This is a genomic window from Nonomuraea sp. NPDC050643 (assembly GCF_040654715.1).
In the GTDB taxonomy this organism is placed as follows: Bacteria; Actinomycetota; Actinomycetes; order Streptosporangiales; family Streptosporangiaceae; genus Nonomuraea.
Genome location: NZ_JBFAIM010000020.1, coordinates 134,330 through 158,521, shown reverse-complemented (window position 1 = coordinate 158,521; position 24,192 = coordinate 134,330). Strand labels below are relative to the sequence as shown.

Annotated in this window: 19 protein-coding genes and 1 pseudogene; 14 read left to right on the top strand and 6 right to left on the bottom strand. The window is 72.7% G+C overall.

Translation table 11 applies throughout. From position 1 onward, the window contains the following. Positions 1-18 precede the first annotated feature (18 nt). Genes AB0I15_RS27435 through AB0I15_RS27420 form a run of 4 tightly spaced genes read left to right on the top strand, consistent with a single transcriptional unit; the run spans position 19 to position 3,338 of the window. Positions 19-930, top strand: a complete 912-nt coding sequence (locus AB0I15_RS27435) for a glutamate ABC transporter substrate-binding protein (protein WP_358101290.1) — start codon at positions 19-21, stop codon at positions 928-930. After that, positions 930-1,574, top strand: a complete 645-nt coding sequence (locus tag AB0I15_RS27430; RefSeq protein WP_358101287.1) for an amino acid ABC transporter permease — start codon at positions 930-932, stop codon at positions 1,572-1,574. The genes AB0I15_RS27435 and AB0I15_RS27430 overlap by 1 nt, the downstream gene beginning before the upstream one ends. Continuing rightward, on the top strand, positions 1,571-2,392 hold the full coding sequence (locus AB0I15_RS27425; protein ID WP_358101284.1) for an amino acid ABC transporter permease: 822 nt from the start codon (positions 1,571-1,573) through the stop codon (positions 2,390-2,392). The genes AB0I15_RS27430 and AB0I15_RS27425 overlap by 4 nt, the downstream gene beginning before the upstream one ends. Beyond that, positions 2,385-3,338 carry an asparaginase gene (locus AB0I15_RS27420; RefSeq protein ID WP_358101281.1) on the top strand — a complete coding sequence of 318 codons (954 nt, stop codon included), beginning with the start codon at positions 2,385-2,387 and terminating at the stop codon, positions 3,336-3,338. The genes AB0I15_RS27425 and AB0I15_RS27420 overlap by 8 nt, the downstream gene beginning before the upstream one ends. On the opposite strand, the gene AB0I15_RS27415 is transcribed toward AB0I15_RS27420, so the two are convergent. Continuing rightward, on the bottom strand, positions 3,313-4,737 hold the full coding sequence (locus AB0I15_RS27415; protein WP_358101278.1) for an LCP family protein: 1,425 nt from the start codon (positions 4,735-4,737) through the stop codon (positions 3,313-3,315). The genes AB0I15_RS27420 and AB0I15_RS27415 overlap by 26 nt on opposite strands. 170 nt (positions 4,738-4,907) lie before the next feature. Here AB0I15_RS27415 and AB0I15_RS27410 point away from each other — a divergent pair, with 170 nt between their 5' ends. Next, on the top strand, positions 4,908-5,768 hold the full coding sequence (locus AB0I15_RS27410) for an enoyl-CoA hydratase-related protein (RefSeq protein ID WP_358101275.1): 861 nt from the start codon (positions 4,908-4,910) through the stop codon (positions 5,766-5,768). Between the two features lies 1 nt (position 5,769). Beyond that, positions 5,770-6,708: an alpha/beta hydrolase gene (locus AB0I15_RS27405; protein ID WP_358101272.1), complete on the top strand. Its 939-nt coding sequence runs from the start codon at positions 5,770-5,772 to the stop codon at positions 6,706-6,708. Here the strand turns inward: AB0I15_RS27405 and AB0I15_RS27400 are convergent. Next, positions 6,681-8,174: a prolyl oligopeptidase family serine peptidase gene (locus AB0I15_RS27400; RefSeq protein ID WP_358101269.1), complete on the bottom strand. Its 1,494-nt coding sequence runs from the start codon at positions 8,172-8,174 to the stop codon at positions 6,681-6,683. The genes AB0I15_RS27405 and AB0I15_RS27400 overlap by 28 nt on opposite strands. Before the next feature lie 106 nt (positions 8,175-8,280). Between AB0I15_RS27400 and AB0I15_RS27395 the strand changes: the two genes are divergently transcribed. From AB0I15_RS27395 to AB0I15_RS27385, 3 genes are all read left to right on the top strand, one after another. Then, positions 8,281-9,390, top strand: a complete 1,110-nt coding sequence (locus AB0I15_RS27395) for an exonuclease SbcCD subunit D (protein ID WP_358101266.1) — start codon at positions 8,281-8,283, stop codon at positions 9,388-9,390. Then, positions 9,391-13,116 carry an AAA family ATPase gene (locus AB0I15_RS27390; protein WP_358101263.1) on the top strand — a complete coding sequence of 1,242 codons (3,726 nt, stop codon included), beginning with the start codon at positions 9,391-9,393 and terminating at the stop codon, positions 13,114-13,116. Between the two features lie 75 nt (positions 13,117-13,191). Next, on the top strand, positions 13,192-14,079 hold the full coding sequence (locus AB0I15_RS27385; RefSeq protein ID WP_358101260.1) for an NAD(P)-dependent oxidoreductase: 888 nt from the start codon (positions 13,192-13,194) through the stop codon (positions 14,077-14,079). Here the strand turns inward: AB0I15_RS27385 and AB0I15_RS27380 are convergent. Both AB0I15_RS27380 and AB0I15_RS27375 read right to left on the bottom strand, forming a co-directional pair. Further along, positions 14,067-14,696 (bottom strand): dihydrofolate reductase family protein, encoded by a 630-nt coding sequence (locus AB0I15_RS27380; protein WP_358101258.1) that lies wholly within the window; start codon positions 14,694-14,696, stop codon positions 14,067-14,069. The genes AB0I15_RS27385 and AB0I15_RS27380 overlap by 13 nt on opposite strands. 19 nt (positions 14,697-14,715) lie before the next feature. Then, a complete protein-coding gene (locus tag AB0I15_RS27375; RefSeq protein ID WP_358101255.1) occupies positions 14,716-15,348 on the bottom strand; it encodes an HAD family hydrolase in 633 nt (210 codons plus the stop codon). Between the two features lie 106 nt (positions 15,349-15,454). Here AB0I15_RS27375 and AB0I15_RS27370 point away from each other — a divergent pair. Further along, positions 15,455-16,670 (top strand): annotated as a pseudogene (locus AB0I15_RS27370) (MFS transporter); the annotation flags it as partial. A 98-nt stretch (positions 16,671-16,768) separates the two neighbouring features. On the opposite strand, the gene AB0I15_RS27365 reads toward AB0I15_RS27370, so the two are convergent. Beyond that, positions 16,769-17,989, bottom strand: a complete 1,221-nt coding sequence (locus AB0I15_RS27365) for a hypothetical protein (RefSeq protein ID WP_358101252.1) — start codon at positions 17,987-17,989, stop codon at positions 16,769-16,771. Positions 17,990-18,058: 69 nt separating this feature from the next. On the opposite strand from AB0I15_RS27365, the gene AB0I15_RS27360 reads away from it, so the two are divergent. From AB0I15_RS27360 to AB0I15_RS27345, 4 genes are all read left to right on the top strand, one after another. Continuing rightward, on the top strand, positions 18,059-19,414 hold the full coding sequence (locus AB0I15_RS27360; RefSeq protein WP_358101249.1) for a citrate synthase: 1,356 nt from the start codon (positions 18,059-18,061) through the stop codon (positions 19,412-19,414). A gap of 115 nt (positions 19,415-19,529) precedes the next feature. Then, a complete protein-coding gene (locus tag AB0I15_RS27355) occupies positions 19,530-19,907 on the top strand; it encodes a hypothetical protein (protein WP_358101247.1) in 378 nt (125 codons plus the stop codon). Positions 19,908-19,916: 9 nt separating this feature from the next. Beyond that, on the top strand, positions 19,917-20,678 hold the full coding sequence (locus AB0I15_RS27350; RefSeq protein ID WP_358101244.1) for a hypothetical protein: 762 nt from the start codon (positions 19,917-19,919) through the stop codon (positions 20,676-20,678). Between the two features lie 131 nt (positions 20,679-20,809). Then, on the top strand, positions 20,810-20,932 hold the full coding sequence (locus tag AB0I15_RS27345; RefSeq protein WP_358101241.1) for a hypothetical protein: 123 nt from the start codon (positions 20,810-20,812) through the stop codon (positions 20,930-20,932). A 54-nt stretch (positions 20,933-20,986) separates the two neighbouring features. On the opposite strand, the gene AB0I15_RS27340 is transcribed toward AB0I15_RS27345, so the two are convergent. Continuing rightward, positions 20,987-24,175, bottom strand: a complete 3,189-nt coding sequence (locus AB0I15_RS27340; protein ID WP_358101238.1) for a chromosome partitioning protein ParA — start codon at positions 24,173-24,175, stop codon at positions 20,987-20,989. Between the last annotated feature and the right edge of the window lie 17 nt (positions 24,176-24,192).

Genomic DNA, 24,192 nt, shown 5'->3' with positions numbered 1-24,192 from the left:
GAAGGAAGTGAGCTGTTCATGAAGAGATTGGTCGCGGTCGCCGCCGCCTCCCTGTTAGCCCTGGCGGCCTGCGGTGAGTCGAGCAGCCCAGCCGTACCGGGAGAGCCGCAGAGCAGTGGCGCCGCCGACGTGCTGGCCAAGGCGCCGGTCGCGACGGCGGCCGAGATCCTGCCGGGCTCGACCATGGAGAAGATCAAGCAGCGTGGTGAGCTCCTCGTGGGCGGCTCGCTGGACGCGCCCCTGCTCTCGCAGCAGAACCCGGTGACCGGCCAGGTCGAGGGGTTCGACGCGGACATGGGCAAGGCGCTGGCCAAGTACATCCTGGGCGAGCCCAAGGTGAAGATCGTCAACTCGGCGTCGGAGACCCGCGAGGCGCTGCTGGCCAACGGCACCGTGGACGTGGTGTTCCAGACGTACACGATCACCGAGGAGCGCGCGAAGCAGGTGGCGTTCGCGGGGCCGTACTACACCTCGGGGCTGACGATCGCGGTCAAGAAGGGGACGACCGGCATCACCAAGCCGGAGGACCTCAATGGCAAGAAGGTGCTGGCGGGCGCGAACACGCCGGCCATCCCGGCGATCAAGAAGCTGGCCCCGCAGGCGGAGATCATCACGTTCGGCAGCGACCCCGAGTGCATCCAGGCGCTCAAGCAGGACCGGGGCGTGGCGTACGTGCAGGACGAGACGATCCTGATCGCCGACGCCAAGAAGGACCCGTCGATCGAGATCGTCACCACGCCGTTCACCGAGGACCCGTACGGCATCGGCCTCAAGCACGGCGACGACCAGATGAAGAAGTTCGTCAACGACTGGCTGAAGAAGACACAGGACACCGGCCTGTGGCAGGACATCTGGAAGAAGTCCATCGGCACGGTCGTGACCGGTGAGGCGCCCCAGCCGCCGCGGATCGGCAGCGTGCCGGGGTCCTGATGTCCGTGCTCCTCGATCATCTGCCCGAGCTGTGGCAGGGGCTGATCGTGACGCTCCAGCTCACCGCCGCGTCGTTCACCGGCGCGGCGGTGCTGGGCATGCTGGTCTGCGCCCTGCGCGTGAGCCCGGTACGGGTGCTGCGCGCGATCGGCACCGCGTACGTGGAGGCGTTCCAGAACCTGCCGCTGCTCGTCCTGCTGGTCCTGGCGTTCTTCGGCCTGCCGGAGATCGGGATCAAGGCCGAGCCGCTGGTGACGGCCATCGTGGTCATCGCCGTGTACGAGGCCGCCTACATCGGTGAGGCCCTGCGTTCGGGCGTGAACTCGGTGTCGAAGGGTCAGGGCGAGGCCGCGCGGGCGATCGGGCTGACGTTCGGCCAGTCGCTGCGGCACGTGATTTTGCCGCAGGCGCTGCGGACGGTGGTGCAGCCGATCGGCAACATCTTCATCGCGACCGCCATGAACACCGCTCTGGCGGCGGCGGTGGGCGTGGTCGATCTGACGGCCGCCGCCAACCGGGTGAACCTCGTCGAGGCGCAGCCCATTCCGATCTTCGTGGGCGCGGGTGTGGCCTATGCCCTGATCGCCGCCGCGGCCGGGTTCGTCACCGGTCGCCTGGAACGCAAGCTGGTGGTCCTGCGATGACGAGCACCGCGCTGTTCGACGAGCCGGGGCCGAAGGCCAGGCGGCGCATCAGGGTCGCGACCGTGGCCGGCACGCTGGCGGCGGTGGCGCTGGTGGCGTTGGCGGTGCGGCAGTTCGCGGCGAACGGGCAGCTCGACGCGGCCCGCTGGCAGCCGTACGCGACCTGGCCGATGTGGCGTTATCTGCTGGACGGGCTGTGGTCGACGTTCCTGGCGGCGGTGGTCTCGGCGGTGCTCGCGATGGCGTTCGGCCTGCTGCTGGCGCTGGGGCGGGTCTCGTCGCTGGCGTGGGTGCGGCGTCCGGCGGCGGCGTACGTCGAGGTGGTGCGGACGATCCCGGCGCTGCTGCTGGTGTACGTGGTGCTGTTCGCGCTGCCGCGCTACGGGCTGGATCTGCCGCTGTTCTGGAAGCTGGTGGTGCCGCTGGCGGTGTCGAACGCGGCGGCGTACGCCGAGATCTTCCGGGCGGGCATCAACGCGATCGAGCGCGGTCAGACGGAGGCGGGCCTGGCGGTCGGCCTGACGCGGTTCCAGACGATGCGCCTGGTGGTGCTGCCGCAGGCGGCGCGGCGGGTGCTGCCGTCGATCGTCAGTCAGTCGGTGGGCCTGCTGAAGGACACCTCGCTGGGTTTCGTCGTCAGTTACGGGGAGCTGCTGTACAGCGGCAAGGTTCTGGCCGCCTACAACGGCCTGCTCATTCAGACGTATCTGGTCGTCGCGCTGATCTATCTGGTGGTCAACGCGTCGCTGTCCAAGCTGGCCCGCACGCTGGAGGCCCGCCAGCCCGTCACGCTCAGAAGGAGAACCGCAGGTGCGTGAGCTCGCCGTCCTGGCCGAGGTGGTCCGCTCGGGGTTCGTGGAGAGCGTGCATTACGGCAGCGCCGTCGGGCTGGGCCCGTCGGGGCGGGCCGAGGTGGCGCTGGGCCGGGTGGACGCGCCGGTGTTGCCGCGTTCGTCGGCCAAGCCGTTCCAGGCGCTGGCCTGTCTGACCGCGGGCGCGGCGCTGGCGGGGCCGCGGCTGGCGATCGCGGCGGGCAGTCACACGGGTGAGGATTTCCATGTCGGGCTGGTGGGTGAGCTGCTCGCCGACTATGGCCTCGGTTTCGAGGCGCTGGCCTGCCCGGTGTCGTGGCCGGAGGATCGGGCCACGATGGAGGAGCTGGTCAGGCGGGGTGAGGGTGTCTCCCGTGAGCGCATGAACTGCTCGGGCAAGCACGCCGCGATGCTGGCCGCCTGTGTGGCGAACGGCTGGGACGTGCCCGGTTATCTGTCGTCCGTGCATCCGCTGCAGCTCAGGGTGCGTTCGGTGACCGAGGAGCTGGCGGGGGAGAAGGCCGCGCACGTGGCGGTGGACGGGTGCGGGGCGCCGCTGTTCGGGCTGTCGCTGACGGGGCTGGCGCGGGCGGTGCAGGGTCTGGTGGTGGCGGCGCCGGGCAGTGCGCCGCGTCAGGTGGCCGACGCGATGCGTGGTCATCCGGAGTACGTCGGCGGCACCGGTCATCAGAACACCGAGCTGATGCGGGCGCTGCCGGGCGCGGTGGTGAAGGGTGGCGCGGAGGGTGTGCTGGTGGTGGCGCTGGAGTCGGGTCATTCGGCGGCGGTGAAGGTGATCGACGGCAGCCCGCGCGCGACCACGGTCGTGGCGCTGGACGTGCTGCGCCTGATGGGGTGTGACGTGGGCGGCGCGGAGGCGTTCCAGCGGGTGGAGGTGCTGGGCGGCGGCGTCGCCGTCGGCGAGATCAGAGTGCGCCGCAGCCTTCCGTGAGGCCCTTCGTCGGGTCGTTGCCCTCGGGCTGCTGCTGCTTCTTCTTTTTGGCGGGCTTGGTCGGTGACGGGCTCGCGGTGGCGGCGACGGCGGGGCTCGTGGTGGCGGAGTCGCGGATGGCCTTGCCGGAGATGTCGCGGATCTTGTCCCAGTCGGGGTAGCCGGTGTTGATCAGTGGTGGTACGAACTGCACGCTGGACACCTTGGCGTTCTTGACCTTGAGGGCGAGCGGCACCAGGTGCCTGAGCATCGGCCGGGGGATGTCGGTCCTGATGAGCTCTTTGGTGGCCAGCGCGATCTGGTTGAACCGGGTCAGCACGGTCGCGGGGTCGGCCTGGGTGAGGATGGCGCCGAGCACGCATCGCTGGCGGCGCATGCGGGTGTAGTCGTCGCTGTAGGTGCGCGAGCGGGCGTACCACATGGCGTCGGCGCCCTTCAGCTTGCGGGTGCCGGCCTTGACGAGGCCCTCGTTGTACTTGCCGAAGACGACGTCGCGTTCGACGGTGATGGTGACGCCGCCGATGGCGTCGATGAGGCGGGCGAAGCCCCACATGTTGACGAGGGCGTACCAGTCGACCTTGACGCCGAGGGTGTAGCCGATCGTGTCCATGAGGACCTTGGGGCCCTGGTGCTGCCTGCCGCCGAAGATCTCCGGGTGGGCGTCGGCGTATTCCCAGACGCTGTTGAGCAGGTCGCTGCGGCCGCCGCCGGGGTCGGGCGGCAGGCGGAATCCGGTGGGGAAGCGCTTGGCCATGGGTGTGCCGGGGCGGAAGCGGACGTCCTCGAGGTTGCGCGGCAGGCTGAACAGCACGGTGTTGCCGCTCTTCACGTCGATGCTGGCCAGGTTCATGCTGTCGGTGCGCACGCCGCTTCTGTGGTCGTCGGCGTCGCCGCCCAGGAGCAGGATGTTGACCCGGCCGCGCCCGGCCCAGGGGTCTTCGGGCTTGGGGTCGGCGACGGCGGGGGAGTCGTCGCCCTCGGGCGGGGCGAAGATGCCCTCGAACGTCTTCTGGGAGGTCCAGGCGAGCTGTCCGACGTATCCGAACGGCACCACGGTCACGACGGCGAGCAGGCCCGCGACCGTGCCGGTCAGGATCTGCCCGGCCTGGGGCAGCCGGCCGGGGCGCAGCACGACGAAGGAGTGCACGATCAGGGCGAACCAGGCGGCGGCCAGCACGCCGGAGCCGATCATGATCGAGGTGAGCCAGGAGCTCTCGGTCAGGGAGCCGGCGAGGTTGCCGAGGTCGTTCATGAGCCATACGGCGAGCAGTGCCAGCAGGCCGGCCGCGTAGCAGGAGATCAGGACGAGGCCGGTCTTGCGCCATCCGGCGCGCAAGTGTGCGGCCCCGGGCGCGAGTGCGGCGAGCACCAGCCACCCGAGGACCGCTCCGGCGCTCACCGGTTCCTTAGCCTGCCGCACGCCTTCCCCGTTTCCCCTTGTGTTCCACCGTAGACGCGAAACCCGCCATGGACGCGAAACCCGCTCAATAGAGGCGGCAGCCTACGGAGCAAATACGAAATCTGTCCTTATCAGAGGGTGAACATCAGTAACCGAATAAGATTCTAGGCATGTCCTTCTCGGAGATCGAGTACGAGGTGACCGACCGTGTCGCCACCGTCACATTGAAGCGGCCGGACCGCCTGAACGCCTTCACCTTTACGATGCGCGGAGAGTTGATCGACGCGTTCGACCTGGCCGACGCCGACGACGGCGTCCGCGCGGTGGTGGTCACCGGGGCGGGCCGGGCGTTCTGCGCGGGAGCCGACCTGAGCGGCGGCGGGGGCACGTTCGGCCTGCGCGAGAAGGGCGAGACCGTGGACGGGGCGCCCCGCGACGGCGGCGGCACGGTGGCCCTGCGCATCGCCCGCTCGCTCAAGCCGGTCATCGGCGCGATCAACGGCCCCGCCGTGGGCGTCGGTGTCACGATGACGCTGCCCATGGACGTCAGGCTCGCCGCCGAGTCGGCGCGCTTCGGGTTCGTGTTCGCCCGTCGCGGCATCGTCACCGAGGCCGCGTCGAGCTGGTTCCTGCCTAGGATCGTCGGCATCGCTCAGGCCATGGAGTGGGCCGCGACCGGCCGGGTCTTCCCCGCCTCCGAGGCGCTGGAGGGGCGGCTGGTCTCGCGTGTCCTCCCGGACGGGGAGCTGCTGCCGGCCGCGTACGCGCTGGGCCGCGAGATCGCCGACAACACCTCGGCCGTCTCCGTGGCCGCCATCCGCCGCCTGATGTGGTCCGGCCTGTCGGCGGCCTCCCCGTGGCAGGCGCACGCGGCCGACTCCCGCCTCATGGCCGAGCTGGGCGGCGCGCCCGACACGGCGGAGGGGGTCACGGCGTTCCTGGAGAAGCGGCGCGCCGACTTCCCGATGAGGGTGAGCGAGGACCTGCCGCCCGGTGTGCCCTCATGGCCCGACAATCCCTATGGTGTCTAGCATGTACGAGACCACCGTGCTGCCCATGCCTGACGACTTCGAGGGAGCGGTCGTCGCCACGCTGGTGTGCAGGAAGGCCGCCACAGGGGAGACCCCCTCCCGCCGGGCGGTGCTCTACCTGCACGGTTTCACCGACTACTTCTTCCAGGACCACCTGGCCGAGCACTACGTCCAGCGCGGCGTCGACTTCTACGCGCTCGACCTGCGCAAATACGGCCGCTCACTGCTGCCGCACCAGACCAGGGGCCTGGTCAGGAGCGTCACCGACTACTTCCCGGAGATCGACGAGGCCGTCCGGGTCATCCGCCGCGACCACGACGAGCTGACGATCAACGCCCACTCGACCGGCGGCCTGATCGCCCCCCTGTGGGCCGACCGGGTCCGCGGCCGTGGCCTGGTGCAGGGGCTGGTGCTCAACAGCCCGTTCTTCGACCTCAACGTGCCCACCCCGATGCGGCTGGCGGCCGACCTGCTCAAGACGCCGCTGGCGTACACGCGCAGGGCGCTCCCGCTCGGCGTCAGCACCGTCTACGGGCAGACCCTGCACCGCAGCGAGCAGGGCGAATGGGACTACGACCTGGAGCTCAAGCCGCTGAGCGGGTTCTCGGTGCACGCCATGTGGCTGGCCGCGATCCGCCGCGCGCAGCGGCGCCTGCACGCGGGCCTGAAGGTGGACGTGCCGGTCCTCGTCCTCGCCTCCACGAACGGCCTGCGGGTACGCGACTTCGTCCCGGAGGCGCGCTCGGCCGACATCGTGCTCGACCCCCGCCACATCGCCCGCTGGTCCACCCAGCTCGGCCCGCACGTGACCTGCGTGCGCATCCCCGACGGCCTGCACGACCTGGTGCTGTCGGCCGAACCGGCGCGCAAGCAGGTCTTCGCCGAGCTCGACCGCTGGATGAACGCCTATGTCTACCAGGGAAACGAGAACAGTCCGTAGTAGGCCGCCGCCACCAGCAGCAGCCCGGTGCCGCCGAGCACGCCCGCGACCGTCACGTGCTGCCACCGGCTCGGCTGCAGGCCCTCGCGCAGGGCCGACACGAACGCCGCCACGGCCGTGACCTCCTGGATCAGCATGAGCACGGCCAGCAGGCGGATGATCAGCCAGCCGCCCAGCACGGCGGGCCACGCGCCCGCCTGGTTGACCGAGAACAGCACCAGCAGCGTGATGAACGCCACGACCGAGGCCAGCAGGCCCAGGCTGGTCCACGCCATCCGGCTCATCCTGCGCCGGATCGGCGGCCACAGCCTGGCGTTGGTCTCGGCGGGGGTGGGACGGCGGCGGCGCAGGCGGACGACCATGGCCGCGACGGGGCCGGCGACGTAGCCGACGGCGGCCAGGCAGATCGTCAGGCCGAGCATGGTGCCGCCGGCGTACCAGGGGGCGGCGGGCACGTCGCTGGCCTCGAACCGCTGGACCGGGGTGGCGCCCGCCATGTGCACCGCGGGCCGGCCCGTGCCGGGCAGACCCATGATCCAGTTGGCGAGGGTTTCTAAATAGCCCTTGGTGAACGCGCCGCCGTTGACCCGCATGGCGTGGTCGCCCTTGGCCATGAAGCGGATCGTGTACTTGTCGTTGCCCGCCTTGCCGAGCGCCGTGATGAGCGCCTTGGTGGACTCGACGAAGGGGATCGAGGGGTCGGTGGTGCCGTAGAAGGCCAGGACCGGCTGCTTGATCTGGCTCAACGCGGGCATCGCGTCATAGCGCAGGAAGTTGAAGCCGACCCCGCCCATCGCCCTGGTCAGCAGGTCGCGGGCACCGATGGGGGCGTGCAGCCTGAGCAACTGCTCGTTGAGCGCCCAGGCGACCTGGCGCAGCGGGGAGACGTTGGGGGACGACACCAGCACGATGAACCCGACCCCGGAGCTCTTGGCCGCCGCGATCGGCACCACCCAGCCGCCCTCGCTGACGCCCCACACGCCGACGCGGTCGGGGTCGACCTCGGGACGGCCGCGCAGGTATTCGACCATCCGCAGCGCGTCGTCGGCGAGCAGCCCGAAGTCGCGCTCGCGGAAGTTGTAGCCGATCGTGCGCTTGTCGAACGCGATCGTCGCCACGCCCGCCTTGGCCAGGAACTCCGCCTGCGGCGTGAACTCCGTACGGGAGCCGTTGCCCGACCCCGACACGAACACCATCGCCGGGTGCCGCCCAGGGGTGAGCGGCACCCGGAGCGTGCCCTCCAGGCGCTGCCCCTCGCCCGCGATCGAGATCTCCTGACGGCGGATGGGGTCGGCCGCCACCACCGGCCTGACCTCCCCGGACGGCTGCGGGGGGATGGACTGGAAGGCTGGATCGGCCTTGAGCGGCGGCGGGTCGAACGCGGGTGGCAGCACGTAACCGACCGATGCGAGAGCCACCAGCACCAGACCGGCGGCGACGCTCAAAGTGCCACGGCCAGTGCGCATTGGCCTCCCCTGTGCGTTGGTTTGCCCGCTGATCTTCCAGCCTACTCCCGGCGGGTGGGACAGGTGAGACCGCATTTGTCAGTGAGAACTGTTAGCTTGCTGCGACATGCGGATCCTGCACACCTCCGACTGGCATCTGGGGCGCTCGTTCCATCGGGAGAGTCTGCTCGCCGGGCAGGCGGCGTTCGTGGATCACCTGGTGGAGACGGTGCGGGCCGAGCGGGTCGACGTGGTGGCGGTCGCCGGCGACGTCTACGACCGGGCGCTGCCGCCGGTCGACGCCGTGGCGCTGCTCGACGACGCGCTCGCCCGGCTGCGCGCGGCCGGGGCCCGGGTGGTGCTGATCAGCGGCAACCACGACTCGGCGCTGCGGCTGCGGTTCGGCTCCGGCCTGTTCGAGGCCGCCGGGGTGCACGTGCGCACCTCGCCCGACCGGTCGTGGGAGCCGGTGGTGGTGGACGGCGTGGCCTTCTACGGCATCCCCTACCTGGAGCCCGAGCTGGTGCGGGCCGCCTGGGAGCTGCCCGACCGCAGCCACACCGCCGCGATCACGCACGCGATGACCCGCGTCAGGGCCGACGCCGCGCGCCACCGCGCCTCGGTGGTGCTGTCCCACTGCTTCGTGACCGGCGGGCAGGCCAGTGACAGCGAGCGCGACATCAGCGTGGGCGGGGTGGCGCACGTCCCCCTGTCGGCCTTCGACGGGGTGGACTACGTGGCGCTCGGCCACCTGCACGGGCGGCAGCGCATGTCGGAGACCGTGCGTTATTCGGGCTCGCCGCTGGCCTACTCGTTCTCGGAGGCCGGCCACGTCAAGGGGTCGTGGCTGGTGACGCTGGGGGAGAGGGCGGAGTTCGTGCCCGCTCCCGTGCCGCGCCCCGTCGGGCGGCTGCGCGGGAAGCTGGAAGAGCTGCTGACCCTGCCGCGCCACGCCGACGTCGAGGACCACTGGCTGCACGTCACGCTGACCGACGCCGTCCGCCCCAAGTCCGCCATGGACCGGCTGCGCGCCCGCTTCCCGCACACCCTCGCCCTCGCCTTCGACCCGGTGGGCGCCACCCCCGCCGGGCGGCCCGCGCGCCTGAGCGGCCGGCCGGAGGCGGAGGTCGCGCTCGACTTCGTCAGGGAGGTGCGCGGCGAGCCTGCCGCACCTGAGGAGGAAGACCTGCTAAGACAGGCGATCGAGGCGTCCAGGGTGAAGGAGACGATGGCGTAGATGAGGCCGCACCGGCTCTCGCTGACGGCGTTCGGGTCCTTCCCCGGCACCGAGACGGTCGACTTCGACGCCCTCGCCGAGGCGGGTCTGTTCCTCGTCCACGGTCCCACCGGCGCGGGCAAGACCACGATCCTCGACGCGCTCTGCTTCGCCCTCTACGGCCAGGTCCCCGGGCAGCGCAACAGCGCCCGCAGCCTGCGCTGCGACCACGCCCCGCCCTCGGCGGGGCCGTCGGTCGCGCTCGAGGTGACGCTTCGCGGCCGGTTGTTCCGCATCCGGCGCTCGCCGTCATGGCAGCGCCCGAAGCTGCGCGGCACGGGCGTCACCGAGGAGAAGTCCAAGGTCGTCGTCTCGGAGTGGCAGGGGTCCGACTGGCAGGGGCTGACCACCCGGCTCGACGAGGCCGGTGATCTGGTGGGCGGGCTGCTCGGCATGAACGCCGACCAGTTCTGCCAGGTGGCGATGCTGCCGCAGGGCGACTTCGCCAAGTTCCTGCGGGCCGACGGGGATGATCGGGCCAGGCTGCTGGAGCGGCTGTTCACGGTCAAGGTCTTCACGCAGGCGGAGTCGTGGCTGGCCGAGCACCGCAAGCTGGCCTGGCGGGAGTCGCAGGAGCTGCGGCAGGAGGTCGACTTCGCCATCAAGCGGGTGGAGGAGGCGGCGGGCCCAGACCTGCACGCGGCCCTCACCACCCCCGGACCGGCCACCTCATCCGAGCAGCCCACCGCCCCGGAACAGACCGATGCCGCTCCCGAGCGGGCCGCCGCCGGGCTCGCGGGGAGTGCGGCCGGTGCCGTGTCCGAGGTGGGTGTGGATGCCGTCGTCGGTGTGCCCGAGCCCGAGACCGATCCCTTGGGGTGGGCGGGGGCCCTGCTGGACGCCGCGCGGGCCGTCGTGGCGCGGGCCGAACAGGAGCACGTGGCGGCCGGTGAGGCGGTGCGGGCGGTGCGGGCGCGGTTCGAGCGGGCCGCCGCGCTCGCCGACCGCCGGCGTCGTCACGCCGAGGCGCTCACCCTGCGCAGGACCCTGGACGAGCGGGCCGACGAGCGCGCCGACCTGCAGGCCGTCCTCGACGACGCCGCCAGAGCCGACCGCGTGCTCCCGCTCATCACGGCGGCCGGGCAACGCGCCGAGGCCGCCACCAAGGCCCGCACCCTCGCCGCCGACGCCCTCGCCCGCGCCCGCCCTCTCCTGTCCGGTCCTCGCCCGCACCGGCACGCCCCCTCTCCTGGCCTGGAACCGTCGGTGGGTGAGCTGGTGGCGCTGGAGCGGCAGCGGCAGGCCGAGATCGCCCGGCTGCAGGAGCTGCTCACCGAGGAGGCCCGGCTGTCGGTGGTGCGCCGCGACCTGCTGCGGGTGGAGGCGGAGCTGGCCGAGCTGGTCAGGGCGGACGAGGCGGTGGTCGCCCGGCTGGCGGCGCTGCCCGCGCTGATCGAGGGGGCCGAGAGCAGGCTGGCCGAGGCGCGGATGGACGCCGCCCGGATCCCGGCGGCGCAGGCCGTACGCGATGCGGCGGCTCACCTGATCGAGGTGGACGGCGAGCTGGCCCGGCTGGCGGCCGAGCTCGACGCGCTCGCGCAGCGCGAGGCCGAGGTGGCGGCGGCCGACGCCGAGCTGCCCGCGCGGATCGCCGACGCCGGCGCCGCCCTCGCCGACGTGCGCGCGGAGGCGGCGGCCATCCCGGCCGCGGCGGCGAGCCTCGACGCCGCCAGGGCCGCTCTGGAGGCCACCCACCGCCGTGAGGCCCTGGCCGTGGAGCTGGACGCTGCCGCCGCGGCCCACCAGGTGCTCGTCGATCACGCCCAGGCCCTGCGGGAGCGCTGGCTCGACCTGCGCCAGGCCCGCATCGACGGCATGGCGGCCGAGCTGGCCCGCGACCTGTCCGACGGGTCGCCGTGCGCGGTCTGCGGCTCCGACCACCACCCCCACCCGGCCTCCCCGGCCCCCAGCGCGCCCTCGGCCGACGACGAGCACGAGGCCGAGAGCGCCCACGAGTCCGCGCTGGCCGAACGCGAGGCCGCCGAACGCGGCCTCGCCTCGCTCGAGTCCCGGCACGCCGACGCCGTCGCGGCCACCGCGGATCTCGACGTCGACACGGCCGAGGCGCACGTGCTGCTGGCCGAGCAGGAGCTGACCCGCCTGCGGAGTGTGGCCGACCGGGAGCCTGCCCTGTCCGCCGCGCTCGAGCGTGTCGAGGCCGAGCGGGAACGGGTCAGAGACCAGGCCAGGGAGATCGCCGAGACCCTCGCCGCCGACCGCGCCCACCACCGGCACCTACGAGCCGAACGCACCCGCCTGCACGACCAACTCGCCAAGGTCGACCAGCTCGCCAAGGCCGGCCAGTTCGCCGAGACCGACCGGCCCGCCGGGGCCGGGGCCGGTGTGGGCCATGGTGACGGGGTTGGATCGGGAGGTGACACGGGGCGCGGCGGGGCCGGTTCCGTGCCGGGTGGTGCGCAGGTGGATGGTGCCGTGGTGTTCGGCGCGGCCGAGCGGGAGGTGCGGCGGCTGGAGGCGTCGGCCGCCGAGGAGCCCGTGCTGGCGCGGGAGGCGGCCCGGCTCGGCGGGGAGCGGCTGGAGCAGGAGGAACGCGGGCGCAGGGTGTCCGCGCGGCTGGCGGCCTGCCGGACCCGGCACGAGGAGCTGAGCGGGGACGCCGGCCGGCTCAGCGCCAGGCTCGACACGGCCAGGGGCGGCGACACCACTTTGGCCGACCGGCTGCGGCGGCTCAACGACGAGGCCGAGCTGCTGCGTGAGGCCGTGGAGGCCACGCAGGCGGCGGTGGCGGCCGGTGACGAGCTGGGCAGAGCCCGCCGGGCGGCCGAGGAGGCGGCGGCCGAGGCCGGGTTCGCGGACGTGGGCGAGGCGGAGGCGGCGTACCGGACGATGGGGGAGCGGGAGCGGAAGGCCGAGCTGCTGCGCAAACTGGACGACGAGCAGGCCGCCGTCACCGCCGTGCTGGCCGACCCGGAGCTGGTGGCCGCGGCGGCCGAGCCCGCGCCGGACCTGGACGGAATCGGGGCCGAGCGCGACGCGCTGGAGGAGGCGTACACGCGCCTGTCGAGCACCCGCGACCGGGCGGCGGCCAGGGCGCGGCGGCTCGAGCAGCTCCACGGCGAGCTGTCGGCCCGCATCGAGCGCTGGGGGCCGGCGGCCGAGCGACACCGGCTGGCCGAGCGGATGGCGGCGCTGGCCGGCGGCACCTCCGGCGACAACCAGTGGAGCATGAGCCTGTCGTCGTACGTGCTGGGCGAGCGACTGCGGCAGGTGGTGGACGCGGCGAACGAGCGTCTGGGCCACATGTCGGCCGGCCGCTACCTGCTGCGCCACGACCTGCGCAAGACGGCCGGGTCGCGGGGCAGGGCGGGCGGCGGGCTCGGGCTGCGGGTGGCCGACGGCTGGACCGGCGTCGACCGCGACCCCGCGACCCTGTCCGGCGGCGAGGGGTTCATCACCTCCCTGGCCCTGGCGCTGGGGCTGGCCGACGTCGTCACGGCCGAGGCGGGCGGCGCGGAGCTGGGCACGCTGTTCGTGGACGAGGGGTTCGGCACGCTCGACGAGGACACGCTCGACGGCGTCCTGGACATCCTCGACGGGCTGCGCGACGGCGGGCGGGCCGTGGGCATCGTCAGCCACGTGGCGGAGCTGCGCTCCAGGATCACGGCGCAGCTCAGGGTGTCCAAGTCCCGCACCGGCTCCACCCTGTCGCTGGCGGGGGTGCGGTGAGCCGATGACCGGTCCCGCTCCGCCGGTGCCGGCATTACGCTGGAGCGCGCTGAGATCTACCCCTAGGAGTGGTTCATGCGCGTCGTCGTCACCGGAGCCCACGGCAAGGTGGGCAGGGCCGCCGTCACCGCCCTGGCCGAGGCGGGTCACGAGGTGACCGCCACCGACCTCACGCGCCCGGTATGGGAGCGGCGCGAGCCGGGCACCCCGCATTACCTGCAGGCCGACCTGACCGACGCGGGCGAGGCGTACGCCGTGGTGCGCGGGGCGGAGGCGGTCGTGCACGCTGCGGCCATCCCCGACCCGACCGCCAACCCGCCGCACGTGGTGTTCCAGAACAACCTGATGGCGACGTTCAACATGATCGAGGCCGCGGTGCGGTTCGGCGTGTCCCGGTTCGTCAACATCTCCAGCGAGACCGTGCCCGGGTTCTTCTTTCCGGAGCGGCCGTTCCTGCCCGACTACGCGCCGGTGGACGAGGAGCACCCGATCCAGCCGCAGGACCCGTACGCGCTGGCCAAGCACTTCGGCGAGCAGCTCATGGACGCCGCCGTGCGCCGCTCGGACATCAGGTGCGTCTCGCTGCGGCCGAGCTGGGTGCAGCACGAGGGCAACTACGAGCGCAACCTCGGCCCGCAGGTCCGCGACGGCTCCCAGCTCGGGGCGGGGCTGTTGAGCTACATCGACGTGTACGACCTCGCGGACGCGATCGTGCTGGCCACCGAGTCCGATCTGCCCGGCCACGAGGTGTTCTACATCGCCTCACCGGACAACGCGGGCGGCCACGACTTCGCCGAGGCGCTGCGGCGCGGTCACGGCGACCAGGTCGAGCTGCGCCCGCTGGCCCGGCCGGACGCCTCGGGCATCTCGTGCGCCAAGGCCCACCGCCTGCTGGGCTGGAACCCGAAGCGCTCGTGGCGCGACTACCTGGACGAGAACGGCCGCACGCGTCAGCGGGGGTGATAGCGCAGCCACACCAGCTCGCCGGGCAGGCTCTGCGCGGCGACGAGGGCCAGGCCGGCGGCGGGGGCGGCGCCGTACCAGTGGCGGGTGGCCCGTTCGCCGGCCAGGCAGGGGTGCACGAGCAGGCTGATCTCGTCGACCAGCCCGGCGCCCAGGAGGGCGCCGATGAGCGCGCCGCCGCTGTCGACCCGCACGACGCCGACCCCGTCGTCACGGCCGAGCGTGCGCAGGGCGTCGTCGAGGTCGACCCGGCCGGCGCCGGTGACGAGCTCGCGCACCGGGCGGCCGGGCGGGCGCGGGGGCGTGTCACGGCAGTGCAGCGCCACGACGCCGGACCAGTGGCCGGCCCGGCTCAGCGCCTCCCACCGGCCGACCCGCCCGCGGCCGTCCACGACGGCCAGCAGCGGGCCGTCCGGGGCGGGCCCGGGGAGCTCGGCCGTGGCCAGGGCCGGCTCCTGCGCGAGGATGGTGTCGGCCCCGGTCAGGGTGAGGTCTTCCTTCCAGGTCTGGGCGAGCTGGTAGAACCGGGCGACATCCGGCTGGAATCCCGTGGTCGCTCCGTCGGCGGACACCGCCACGTGCGCCACCACGTAGGGACGTTGCGTACCTGAAGGCATGGCTTCACGGTACGTCGCCTCAGCCGAGGGAGCCGATCAGGTCGGGCAGGGTGGCGGGGTCGTGGAAGAGGGTGGCGCCCAGGCCGGACAGGCGATCGGCGGGGGTCAGGCCGCCGGCGAAGGCCAGGCAGCGCATGCCCGCGCTCATCGCCGCCGTCACCCCGAACGGGCTGTCCTCCACCACCACGCAGCGCTCGGGCTTGACCCCCAGGGTGGCGGCGGCGTGCAGGAACAGGTCGGGCGCGGGCTTGCCCCGGGCGACGTCCTCGGCGCTGAACACCCGCCCGGTGAAGTGGCCGGCCAGCCCGGTCTGCTCGAGGTTGCGGCGGATCGTGTGGTGGCGGCCGTTGGAGGCCACGCAGATGGGGATGGTCAGCCGCTCCAGCGCGGTCGCGATGCCGTCGACGGCGCGCAGCTCGGCCTCCATGGCGGCCCAGTAGTCGGCGATCAGCCGCTCGCGCCAGCCCGGCGGGGTCTGGCCGACCGCCTCGTCCCAGTATTCGTTGGTGCAGCCGACGAAGCGCTCGGCGTACTCGGCCTCGTCGATCGTCCAGCCCAGTCGCCGCAGCGCGGCCGTGCCCACGCGTACGGAGATGGGCTCGCTGTCCACGAGCACCCCGTCGCAGTCGAAGATGACCAGTTCGACAGCCAAACCGTGTTCCTTTCCACGAGTCATCCGCATCTGAAACCTAACATTGCGCAGGTGATAGCTTCTCTGTACCGCTTCCCAAGACGCAAGTCCGCATAGTGAGACGTGAATGATGGCATCCCCCGGGCTCGCCGCGCCGAGCAGGTCCAGGGTCGCGGCGGCCAGCCTCACCGGCACCGCGATCGAGTTCTACGACTTCTACATCTACGGCACCGCCGCCGCCCTGGTGCTCAACACGGCGTTCTTCCCCGACATGGACCCGATGGCGGGCAGCCTGGCGGCGTTCTCGACGTTCGCCGTGGCGTTCATCTCGCGCCCGCTCGGCTCGGCCGTGTTCGGGCACTGGGGTGACCGGGTCGGGCGCAAGTCCATGCTGGTCGTGTCGCTGCTGGTGATGGGGCTGTCGACGGTCGCGATCGGCCTGCTGCCCGGCTACGCGGCGATCGGCGTGATCGCGCCCGTGCTGCTGGTGCTGCTGCGGTTCACCCAGGGCATCGGCCTCGGCGGGGAGTGGGGCGGTGCGGCGCTGCTGGCCACCGAGCACGCCCCGCCCGGCAAGCGCGGCCTGTACGCGATGTTCCCGCAGCTCGGCCCGTCCGTCGGGTTCATCGTGGCCAACGGGCTGTTCCTCATCCTCGGCGAGACGCTCAGCGACGATCAGTTCCAGGGCTGGGGCTGGCGGCTGCCGTTCGTGGCGAGCCTGCTGCTCGTGATCGTCGGCCTGTACGTCCGGCTCAAGATCTCCGAGACCCCCGTCTTCCAGGCCGGCCATGGACCAGCGCCGCATCGCCAAGGTGCCGTTCGCCGGGCTCATGAGGCACCAGTGGCGGCGGGTGCTGCTCGGCGCCGGCGCCATGACGATCGCGTACACGCTCTTCTACACCGCCACCACCTACTGCCTGGCCTACGGCACCACCACGCTGGAGATCCCGAAGACCACGATGCTCGGGCTGACCATGGTCGGGGTGCTGTTCATGGCGGCGGGCACGGTGGCCTCGGCGATGGTGTCCGACCGGCTGGGCCGACGCCGCACGCTGATCACCGGGACGGCCGTGGCGGTCGCGTGGGGGCTGGTGATGTTCCCGCTGATGGAGACGCGCTCGGTCGCGCTGGTCGGGGTGGCGCTGGCCGGGGCGCTCGGGCTGATGGGGCTGATCTTCGGGCCGATGGGGGCGTACCTGCCGGAGCTGTTCAGGACCGAATACCGCTACAGCGGCGCGTCCGTCGCCTACAGCCTGGGCGGCGTGCTCGGCGGCGCGGTGCCGCCGCTGGTGGCCACCGGCCTGCAGGCGAGCGGGCTGGGCGTGCTGGCCGTCGGCGGGTACGTCTCCGCGATGGCCCTGCTCAGCCTGCTCTGCCTGTTCGCCCTGCCGGAGACCGGCGACGAGACGATGTGACCGCCCCGTCCGCCGGGGAGGCCGGTCTACGTGTCGTAGCCGGGGAACATCAGGGACAGCTCGCGCGGGTAGGCGGCGATCAGCCGCAGCTCGTCGTCGGTGAGCGGCCTGCCCGTCATCGCGTTGCAGAGCTGGACCAGCCGGAACGCCAGGTCCTCCTCACGCACCTCGACGCCGAGGCCGTCCATGACGTGCCGGAACCCGGCCTTGCCGCCGTACTCGCCGGTCAGCACGACCCGGCCGTTCGTCGTGTGCCAGTCCTCGGGGAACGGGCCCAGCGTCGCCTCGTCGTACAGCTCGTAGTTGCCGTGGTCCTTCAGCGCGCCGTCGGCGTGGATGCCCGACTCGTGCGCGAACGCGTTGCGCCCCACCCCGACCTGGTTGTACGGCAGCGGCTGCCCCAGCGCGTAACTCGCCCACAGGGCGAACCTGCGCGCCCACTCCATGTTGAGCGCGTCCCCGATCTCCGCCCCTTCGAGCCCGAAGCCGTGCCGGAAGGCCAGGATCGTGGACAACAGGTCGGCGTTGCCGGAGCGCTCGCCGATGCCGTTCACGCAGGTGTTGATCCACGCGTCCTGCCCGGCGTCCAGGTCACCGAGCGCACCCGACACCGAGTTGGCCACGGCCATGCCCAGGTCGTTGTGGCAGTGGGTCTCGACCGGCATCGCGGTGCCGGAGGCCAGCTTGGCGAAGCGCTCGCGGATCCGGTCGGGGGTGTCGCCGCCGATGGTGTCGCAGTAGCGTACGCGGTCGGCGCCCGCCTGCTTGGCCGCCAGCGCGAACTCCATCAGGAACCCGTCATCGGTGCGTGAGCCGTCCTCCGCGTTCACCCCCACCGTCAGCGCGCCCGCGTCCTTGGCCGCGCGCACGGCCGCCGTCATCTCCCTGATGATCGCGTCCCTGTCCAGCCGGCCGCGGAACTTGTTCTGGATCATGTAGTCGGACGTCGAGATGGACAGGTTGTAGTGCTTCAGCCCGAGCGGTGCCGCCTTCTCCACGTCCTGCGGCACCCCCCGGCACCAGCCGGACAGCCGCAGCCCGCCGAACGCCCCCGCCTCCGCCAGCGCCACCTGCGCCCTGACGTAGGGGACCTCATGGAACAGGAAGGGGAAGCCGATCTCGGACTGCGCCACCCCGAGCCGGGCCAGATAGAAGTTGACCATGGTCTTGCCGAACTTCGACAGGCCGGTGCGCGCGGTCTGCACGCCGTCCCGGTTGGTCACATCGAGGAAATGAACGTTGGGCATGTCCTCACGTTGACATGTCTGCTCAACGTGGATCAATATTGATTTTCGTCAACATGGAAGGCTGTCGGGGTGGAATGGATCGACGCGGCGACGGCGGCCGCCCGGCTCGGGGTCAAGCCCGCGACCCTTTACGCGTACGTGAGCAGGGGCGTGCTGCGGCGGCGGCATGGGGAGGACGGGCGGCGCAGCCTCTTCTCGGCCGAGGAGGTCGAACGCCTGGCGCGCCGGGGGCGACCGCGCAGCCAGCCGCCGGAGCTGGTCATCGAGTCGGCCGTCACGGCGCTCGGCGTGGACCGGCCCTACTACCGGGGGATCGACGCGCTGGGCCTGGCCTGTACGGCGTCGTTCGAGGCGGTCGCCGAATGGCTGTGGACCGGCGACCGCACCGTCTGGGAACACCCCGGCAACCAGACCACCGCGACAACGCCGGACCTTCAAGGCGGTCAGGAGACGGCACGGAACCCTCAAGGCGGTCAGGCGGGTGCGACGGTGCCGGGCCCTGGAGACGGCCGGGTGGCTGGGCCGGTGACGGGCGCTCGGGACGGGGAGGTGGGCGGGCGGTCGTGGTGGTGTGAGCCCGCGGAGGGGCTGCGGGCCGCCGTCGCCGCGCAGCGGGGCCTGCCCGCCGACCTCCTGCCCCTGGACCGCCTGCAAGTGATCACCACCGTCCTCGGCGCCTCCGACACCCTGCGCTTCCAGCTCGACCCCGTCTCGGTCGCCGCCACCGGCCGCCGCCTGATCGCGGGCCTGGTCGACGCGCTGCCCCGGCTCGGCGACCCGCCGCGGGGCGACTCGATCGCCGAGCGCCTGTGGTCCCGCCTGTGCCCCCGCCCCGCCGCCCCGCCCCTGCTCGACGCCCTGAGCGCCGCCCTGGTCCTGCTCGCCGACCACGAGCTGGCCGCCTCCACCCTGGCCGCCCGGGTCGCCGCCTCGGCCAAGGCCGACCCGTACGCGGTCGTCCTGACCGGCCTCGGCGTGCTCGGCGGTCCCCTGCACGGCGGCGCGTCGTACGGCGCGGAACGCCTGCTGGCCGAGATCGCCGACCCCGGCCAGGCCCCCCGCGCCATCGCCGAGCGGGTACGCCGCGGCGAGCGCATCCCCGGGTTCGGCCACAGCGTCTACAAGAACGGCGACGGCCGCGGCGGCCTCCTGCTCGACCTGGTCAAGGAGGCCGCCCCCGGCCACGAGCGGATCGCCGCCGGGCAGGCCGTGCTGGCCGAGATGCGCCGTCGCCGCCTGCCCGACCGCAACATCGACTTCGCCCTGGCCACGCTCGCCGCCGTCAGCGGCATGACACCGGGCGCCGGTGAGGCGATCTTCGCGGTGGCCAGGGTGGCGGGCTGGCTGGCGCACGCCATGGAGGAGTACGACCGAGGCGCCCTGCTCCGCCTGCGCGCCTCCTACACCGGCCCGCCGATCACCTAGCGGCGCGCGCTCTGGCAGGAATGTCACGGAATATGGCAGGAATAATTCTTTGCGCTTTCCCGGAGATCACTAAAATCACCTGTTGTCATCATCGCGGAATTCGGGCGGGGAAAGAATGAAGAAATATATTTCTGCCGGTGCGCTGACGCTGGCGGCCCTCGCCGTGGCCGCGCCCGGGACGGCCCTGGCCCAGGGAGGCGCCACGGAAAGACTCGCGGTGGCCGCGGACGGCACCCGGTCGGCCCAGGCTGGCAGGCTCGCGCCGGGCGCGGTGCTCAATCCCGGGCAGTGGGTCGCCTCCGCCGACGGGCGGACGATGCTCGTCCAGCAGAAGGACGGCAACCTCGTGATGCAGCGCAACGGCAAGCCGATCTGGGACACCAGGACCGGGCAGAACCCGGGCGCGTGGCTGGGCGTGCAGGACGACGGCAACGTGGTGGTCGTCGGCAAGGGCGACACGCCTTTGTGGTCCACCCGCACCGCGACACGCTAGCGGGGAGAAATGGCACGAAGGCCGCGCGGGCGGCTACCCCTGGCGATGGCGGCGGCGATCATCACGGCGGGCTGCGCCCAGCCAGGGCTCCCGGAGTCCGCGTCCCCCGACCCCTCGCCCGCCACCTCGGCACCCCAGCGGTCACGCAAACCGCCGTCGTCCTCGCCGAAGGAGCCGCCGCCAGGGGAGCCGTCGCCAGGGGAGTCCGGAGAGGACGAGTCGGCCACGGGCGCCTCCTTCAAGCCGCCCGCCGCGCCGTGCCGGGTCCTCAGCGCCCGTACCCGCACCGCCCTGAGCCTGGAGACGACGGAACGCGACAAGCGGGCCGTGGCCTGCCAGTGGTCGAACGACCCGGGCACCGCGCCGCCGTTCCGCTTCAGGGACCTCAAGGTCACCTACGACCCCGGCTTCGCGGACACCGAGGCGTACGCGAAGGAGTCCTTCAAGCAGAAACGGGCCGGCGACTACCGCCAGCCCAGCGTCTTCGGCGGTGTGCCCGCCGTGAAGGGGGAGATCCGGCGCGTCGGCACCGCCGACGCGGGCCGGCACTTCGACGAGGGGTACTACGTGTTCTTCGTCTATCAGGTGGCCGGGGCCAGACGCGGTGAGGGCCGGGCCGTCCTGCGCAAGGGCAACCTGCTGATCACGATCAGCGCGAGCGGCGCGGACATCCCCGGCCGCCGCGTCAGCGAAGGCAGACCGATCGGCAGGGCCACCGCGGAGCGCATGATCGACGCCGTGGCCGAACAGGTCCTCGCCGCCGTGCGCTGACGGGCGCTGGGAACGCCCGCCAGGAGCACCTGGCGGGAACAGCGCGATCGATGGCAGCCGGGTCCCTTATGACCGCCGGTGGCGGCGGGCAGGATGAGATCCGGCCAGTCCTCCGGGATTAGGAGAAAGGTGTGAAGAAGCGCATTGTCGTGACCGCCCTGGCCGTTCTGGCGGTCGGTGGGGGCGTCGCCGTGGCGACCGCCGCTTCGGCCACGGCCGACAGCGTGCGGATCACGGACAACCGGGACATGTGACCTCGGTCGCCGGGTCCCCGCTCACCGCAGTGGTGAGCGGGGTTTTCGCGTCTTCTACGCCGGGGTGCGGTCGACGTAAGCGGCCAGCGCTCGTACCCGCTCGGCGTGCTGGTCGTGCCCGACGATCACCGGCGGCTCGTTGTACGGCATCGCGTCCGAAGAGCGCCGCAGCTTGACGTATTGCCCGCAGGCGTCGATCGCGTACGGCTCCATGTCGTCCTGCAGCGCCCCGATCACGGTGATCCCGTAGGTCTCCCCGATCCGCCTGAACAGCGCCACCGCCTCCCGGCGGTGCTCCTTGCCCAGGTTGCGGCCGAGCTCGTCGAGCACCAGGCACAGATGCCCGCCCCCGGAGGAGGCGATGGCCGCCGCGCACACCAGCTTGACGGCCTTCTCGTCCATCAGCGCCGTGTTGGCCCGCCGGTTGTACGGCACGAACCCCTGCCCCTCGCCGCGCCGCCACTTCGGCGTGACCCGCCACTGCCAGCGCTGCTCGGGGTCGGCGGGCGCGGGCGGCACCGGGAACTCCAGCGTCGCGCCGTAGCCTCCGTAGGAGCTGTCGAGCTTGTCGAACTCCTCGGCCACCCGCGTGAGCCGCGCCTTGATCGCCGCCGTCAGCGCCGCCCGGTGCACGGCCGTCGACTGCGCCGCCTCCTCCGCGCCCGTGGCCGCCGCCGCGAGGTCGCGCTGCCGGGAGACGACCTGCGCCTCGATCTGCCGCCGCTGGTGGCGTTCGTACTCCTCCTGCCCCCGCAGGTAGGACCCCAGCGACCCGCACACCGTCGCGAACGTCGCCTGCTCGCGCGCCGTGCTGCCCTCCCGCTCGCTGAGCAGGAACCGCAGCTCCTCCGGGACCTCCGCCTCGTCCTCCGGGAACGTGTCGCGCAGCGCCTGGTCGAGGTGGCGCTCGGCGATCCGCCACCACTCCTCGGCCGCGCGGGGCCGCTCCTCCTCGGGCAGCGCCCGCAGCCACTCGCGGGCCGTCTCGGTGGTGCCGCCCCAGTCGGCGGCCAGCGCGTCGAGCTTGAGCGCATCGCGCTCCGAGCCGACCTTCGTCTCCTGATCGCGCGCCTGCGCCCGCTCGGCCTCGTGCCGGTGCCGCCTGCCCTCCAGGCGTTCGATCTCCATGTCCCTGGTGCGGGCCCGGAAGTCGAGCGCGCCCGTCTGCCGCTCGGCCTCGGCCACCCGGGGCGTCAGCTCCTCGATGGCCGCGTTGAGCTCGCCCAGCTTGGCCCGCCGCGCGGCCAGCCTCGCCTCCAGCTCGGCCAGCCGCACCCCGGCCCTGGCCCCTTCGAGCCGCCGCTGCGCCTCCGCGACCGCCTCCTCCCCATCGCGTACGGCCTGCGCCGCCGTCTCCTGAACGTCCCTGGCCCGGTTGAGTCGCTGTTCGGCGGCCTTGATCCGGGCCTCCCGCCCGGTCGCCACCCCGTCGAACGCCCCCACGACGCTGACCCCGGCCGCGCTGACCAGCACGGACCCCGGCAGGTCCGCCAGGGCGGCGGCGGCCTCGTCGAGCCGGTCGGCGTCCACGATGACCGCATGCTCGTTGGGCCAGCCCCGCAGCTCTCCGAGCGCGAGCCCGCCCTGCGCCTCCGCGCCGGACCCGCCCGCCTGCCCCTTGCCGTAACGAGCCCTGAGCGCCTCACCGAGCGCCTGCCCACCGGCGCCACCGCCACTGTCACCGCCACTGTCACCGTCACCGCCACCCGTCGCGGCTCGTGTGCCGGTGCCCGTGGGAGGTGGCGTGTGGGCGGCGTCGCGGGCCTGTTCGGCGACGTCGAGGGCGTCGAGCAGGCCGGTCGCGCCGATGCCCGCCGCCGTCAGGACGTTGAGCTGGGCCGCCGCCGGGCCGCCCTCGGCATCGTCGAGGGCGGCCTGCGCGGAGGACACCTCCCGGTCGGCCACCCCGAGCGCCTTGAGGGCCTCGTTGAGCCGGAAGCGCACCTCGCCCAGCTCCCGCTCCGCCGTCGGCACGTCCCGCCCGTCGGCGAACCTGCGGGTCTCCTCCACCGCCGGGATCAGGCCGCGCAGCTCGTCGGCGGAGTTCTCCGCCACCGCGCGGTCGGCGTCGAGCTTGGCCGCCCGCGCCTGCATCGCCGCCAGCTCCTTGCGGGCCTGCGAGACCTGCCGGTCGAGGGTGTCCTCCCGCAGGGTGGCGATCTCCGCCTTCACCATGGCGATCGCCTCGGCCGCCGCCTCGCCCGCCGCCCGGTGCCGTTCGAGGTCGGCGCTCAGCGCCTCGTCCTTGCCCGCCGCGTCGGCCAGCTTGCGCGCCTGCCGCCCCCGCCAGCACCGCAACGCGTCCGCGAGGCGGATCCGGGCCTGGTCGCGCCGGTCGAACGTGGTCAGCAGCGCCTTCGACTCCGCCTCGAACTCGGTCAGCCGGTCGGCCGCCTGCGCCGCGCGCACCCGCCTGGCGTGCTCGTCGCGGCGGGCTTCGCGCTCCTGCTCCAGCTCGGCGTCCAGGCCCGTGAGCGCGGCGATGGCCTCGAAGACGCGCTCGGGGGTGATCTCGTTGAGCGGTTGGGACAGCAGGTTGGTGGCGACCTTGCTGCGCACGGACGTGGACAGGAACGACACGCACCTGACCCGGTCGCCGTAGAGCACCTTGGTCAGGTCGCGCGCCACCACGTCACGCCGGCCCGCCGACCTGGGCAGCGACGCCCAGATCTCGTCGGCCCGCGCCACCCGCTCGGCCTCCGACGGGGAAGCGGCCAGATGCACGCCCTCCCGCCAGCGTATCTCCAGGTGCGGCGCCTCCTGGTTGACCTTGAGCCACACGGTGAGCGCCCCGCCGGAGGTGTCGGGCACCTCGAACAGCTCCTCGGCGCCGTCGAGCACGAGCTCACCGCCGGTCTCGGCGTCACCGTCCTCGACGGGTGCGACCTCCTGAGCAGGGGCCGGCTCGAAGGAGTCCAGGCCGGGCGGCCCGAAGACGCCCACGATGTAGCCGTGGTCGGCGCTCGCCCACTGCCGGGCGCCGGCGCCGCTGGCCAGCTCGGCGTTGAACAGCAGCTCGGACACCGCCTTGGCACCCGAGGCGAAGCGCCACTGCTCGTCACCGAGCAGCGCCGTGATCGAGGCGATGAACGAGGACTTGCCCGCCCCGTTGGAGTCCTTGGGCCCGGCGCCCGCCACCACGATGAGCGTGCCGGGAACCGTGGGCACCGGATGGGTCGACAGCCGTGAGATGTTGACCGCCTGCACGGCGATCAGCACCCGGTCCCCGACGACGTTCTCCACCTGCGACACCTGTGCCC

What these genes read in the sequence shown, in the direction of transcription:
- AB0I15_RS27405 (WP_358101272.1), top strand. Translation starts at nt 5,770, where the DNA reads ATGTACGAGACCACCGTGCTGCCCATGCCTGACGACTTCGAGGGAGCG.
- AB0I15_RS27435 (WP_358101290.1), top strand. Translation starts at nt 19, where the DNA reads ATGAAGAGATTGGTCGCGGTCGCCGCCGCCTCCCTGTTAGCCCTGGCG.
- AB0I15_RS27395 (WP_358101266.1), top strand. Translation starts at nt 8,281, where the DNA reads ATGCGGATCCTGCACACCTCCGACTGGCATCTGGGGCGCTCGTTCCAT.
- AB0I15_RS27355 (WP_358101247.1), top strand. Translation starts at nt 19,530, where the DNA reads ATGAAGAAATATATTTCTGCCGGTGCGCTGACGCTGGCGGCCCTCGCC.
- AB0I15_RS27380 (WP_358101258.1), bottom strand. Translation starts at nt 14,696, where the DNA reads ATGCCTTCAGGTACGCAACGTCCCTACGTGGTGGCGCACGTGGCGGTG.
- AB0I15_RS27425 (WP_358101284.1), top strand. Translation starts at nt 1,571, where the DNA reads ATGACGAGCACCGCGCTGTTCGACGAGCCGGGGCCGAAGGCCAGGCGG.
- AB0I15_RS27350 (WP_358101244.1), top strand. Translation starts at nt 19,917, where the DNA reads ATGGCACGAAGGCCGCGCGGGCGGCTACCCCTGGCGATGGCGGCGGCG.
- AB0I15_RS27400 (WP_358101269.1), bottom strand. Translation starts at nt 8,174, where the DNA reads ATGCGCACTGGCCGTGGCACTTTGAGCGTCGCCGCCGGTCTGGTGCTG.
- AB0I15_RS27410 (WP_358101275.1), top strand. Translation starts at nt 4,908, where the DNA reads ATGTCCTTCTCGGAGATCGAGTACGAGGTGACCGACCGTGTCGCCACC.
- AB0I15_RS27365 (WP_358101252.1), bottom strand. Translation starts at nt 17,989, where the DNA reads ATGCCCAACGTTCATTTCCTCGATGTGACCAACCGGGACGGCGTGCAG.
- AB0I15_RS27385 (WP_358101260.1), top strand. Translation starts at nt 13,192, where the DNA reads ATGCGCGTCGTCGTCACCGGAGCCCACGGCAAGGTGGGCAGGGCCGCC.
- AB0I15_RS27430 (WP_358101287.1), top strand. Translation starts at nt 930, where the DNA reads ATGTCCGTGCTCCTCGATCATCTGCCCGAGCTGTGGCAGGGGCTGATC.
- AB0I15_RS27390 (WP_358101263.1), top strand. Translation starts at nt 9,391, where the DNA reads ATGAGGCCGCACCGGCTCTCGCTGACGGCGTTCGGGTCCTTCCCCGGC.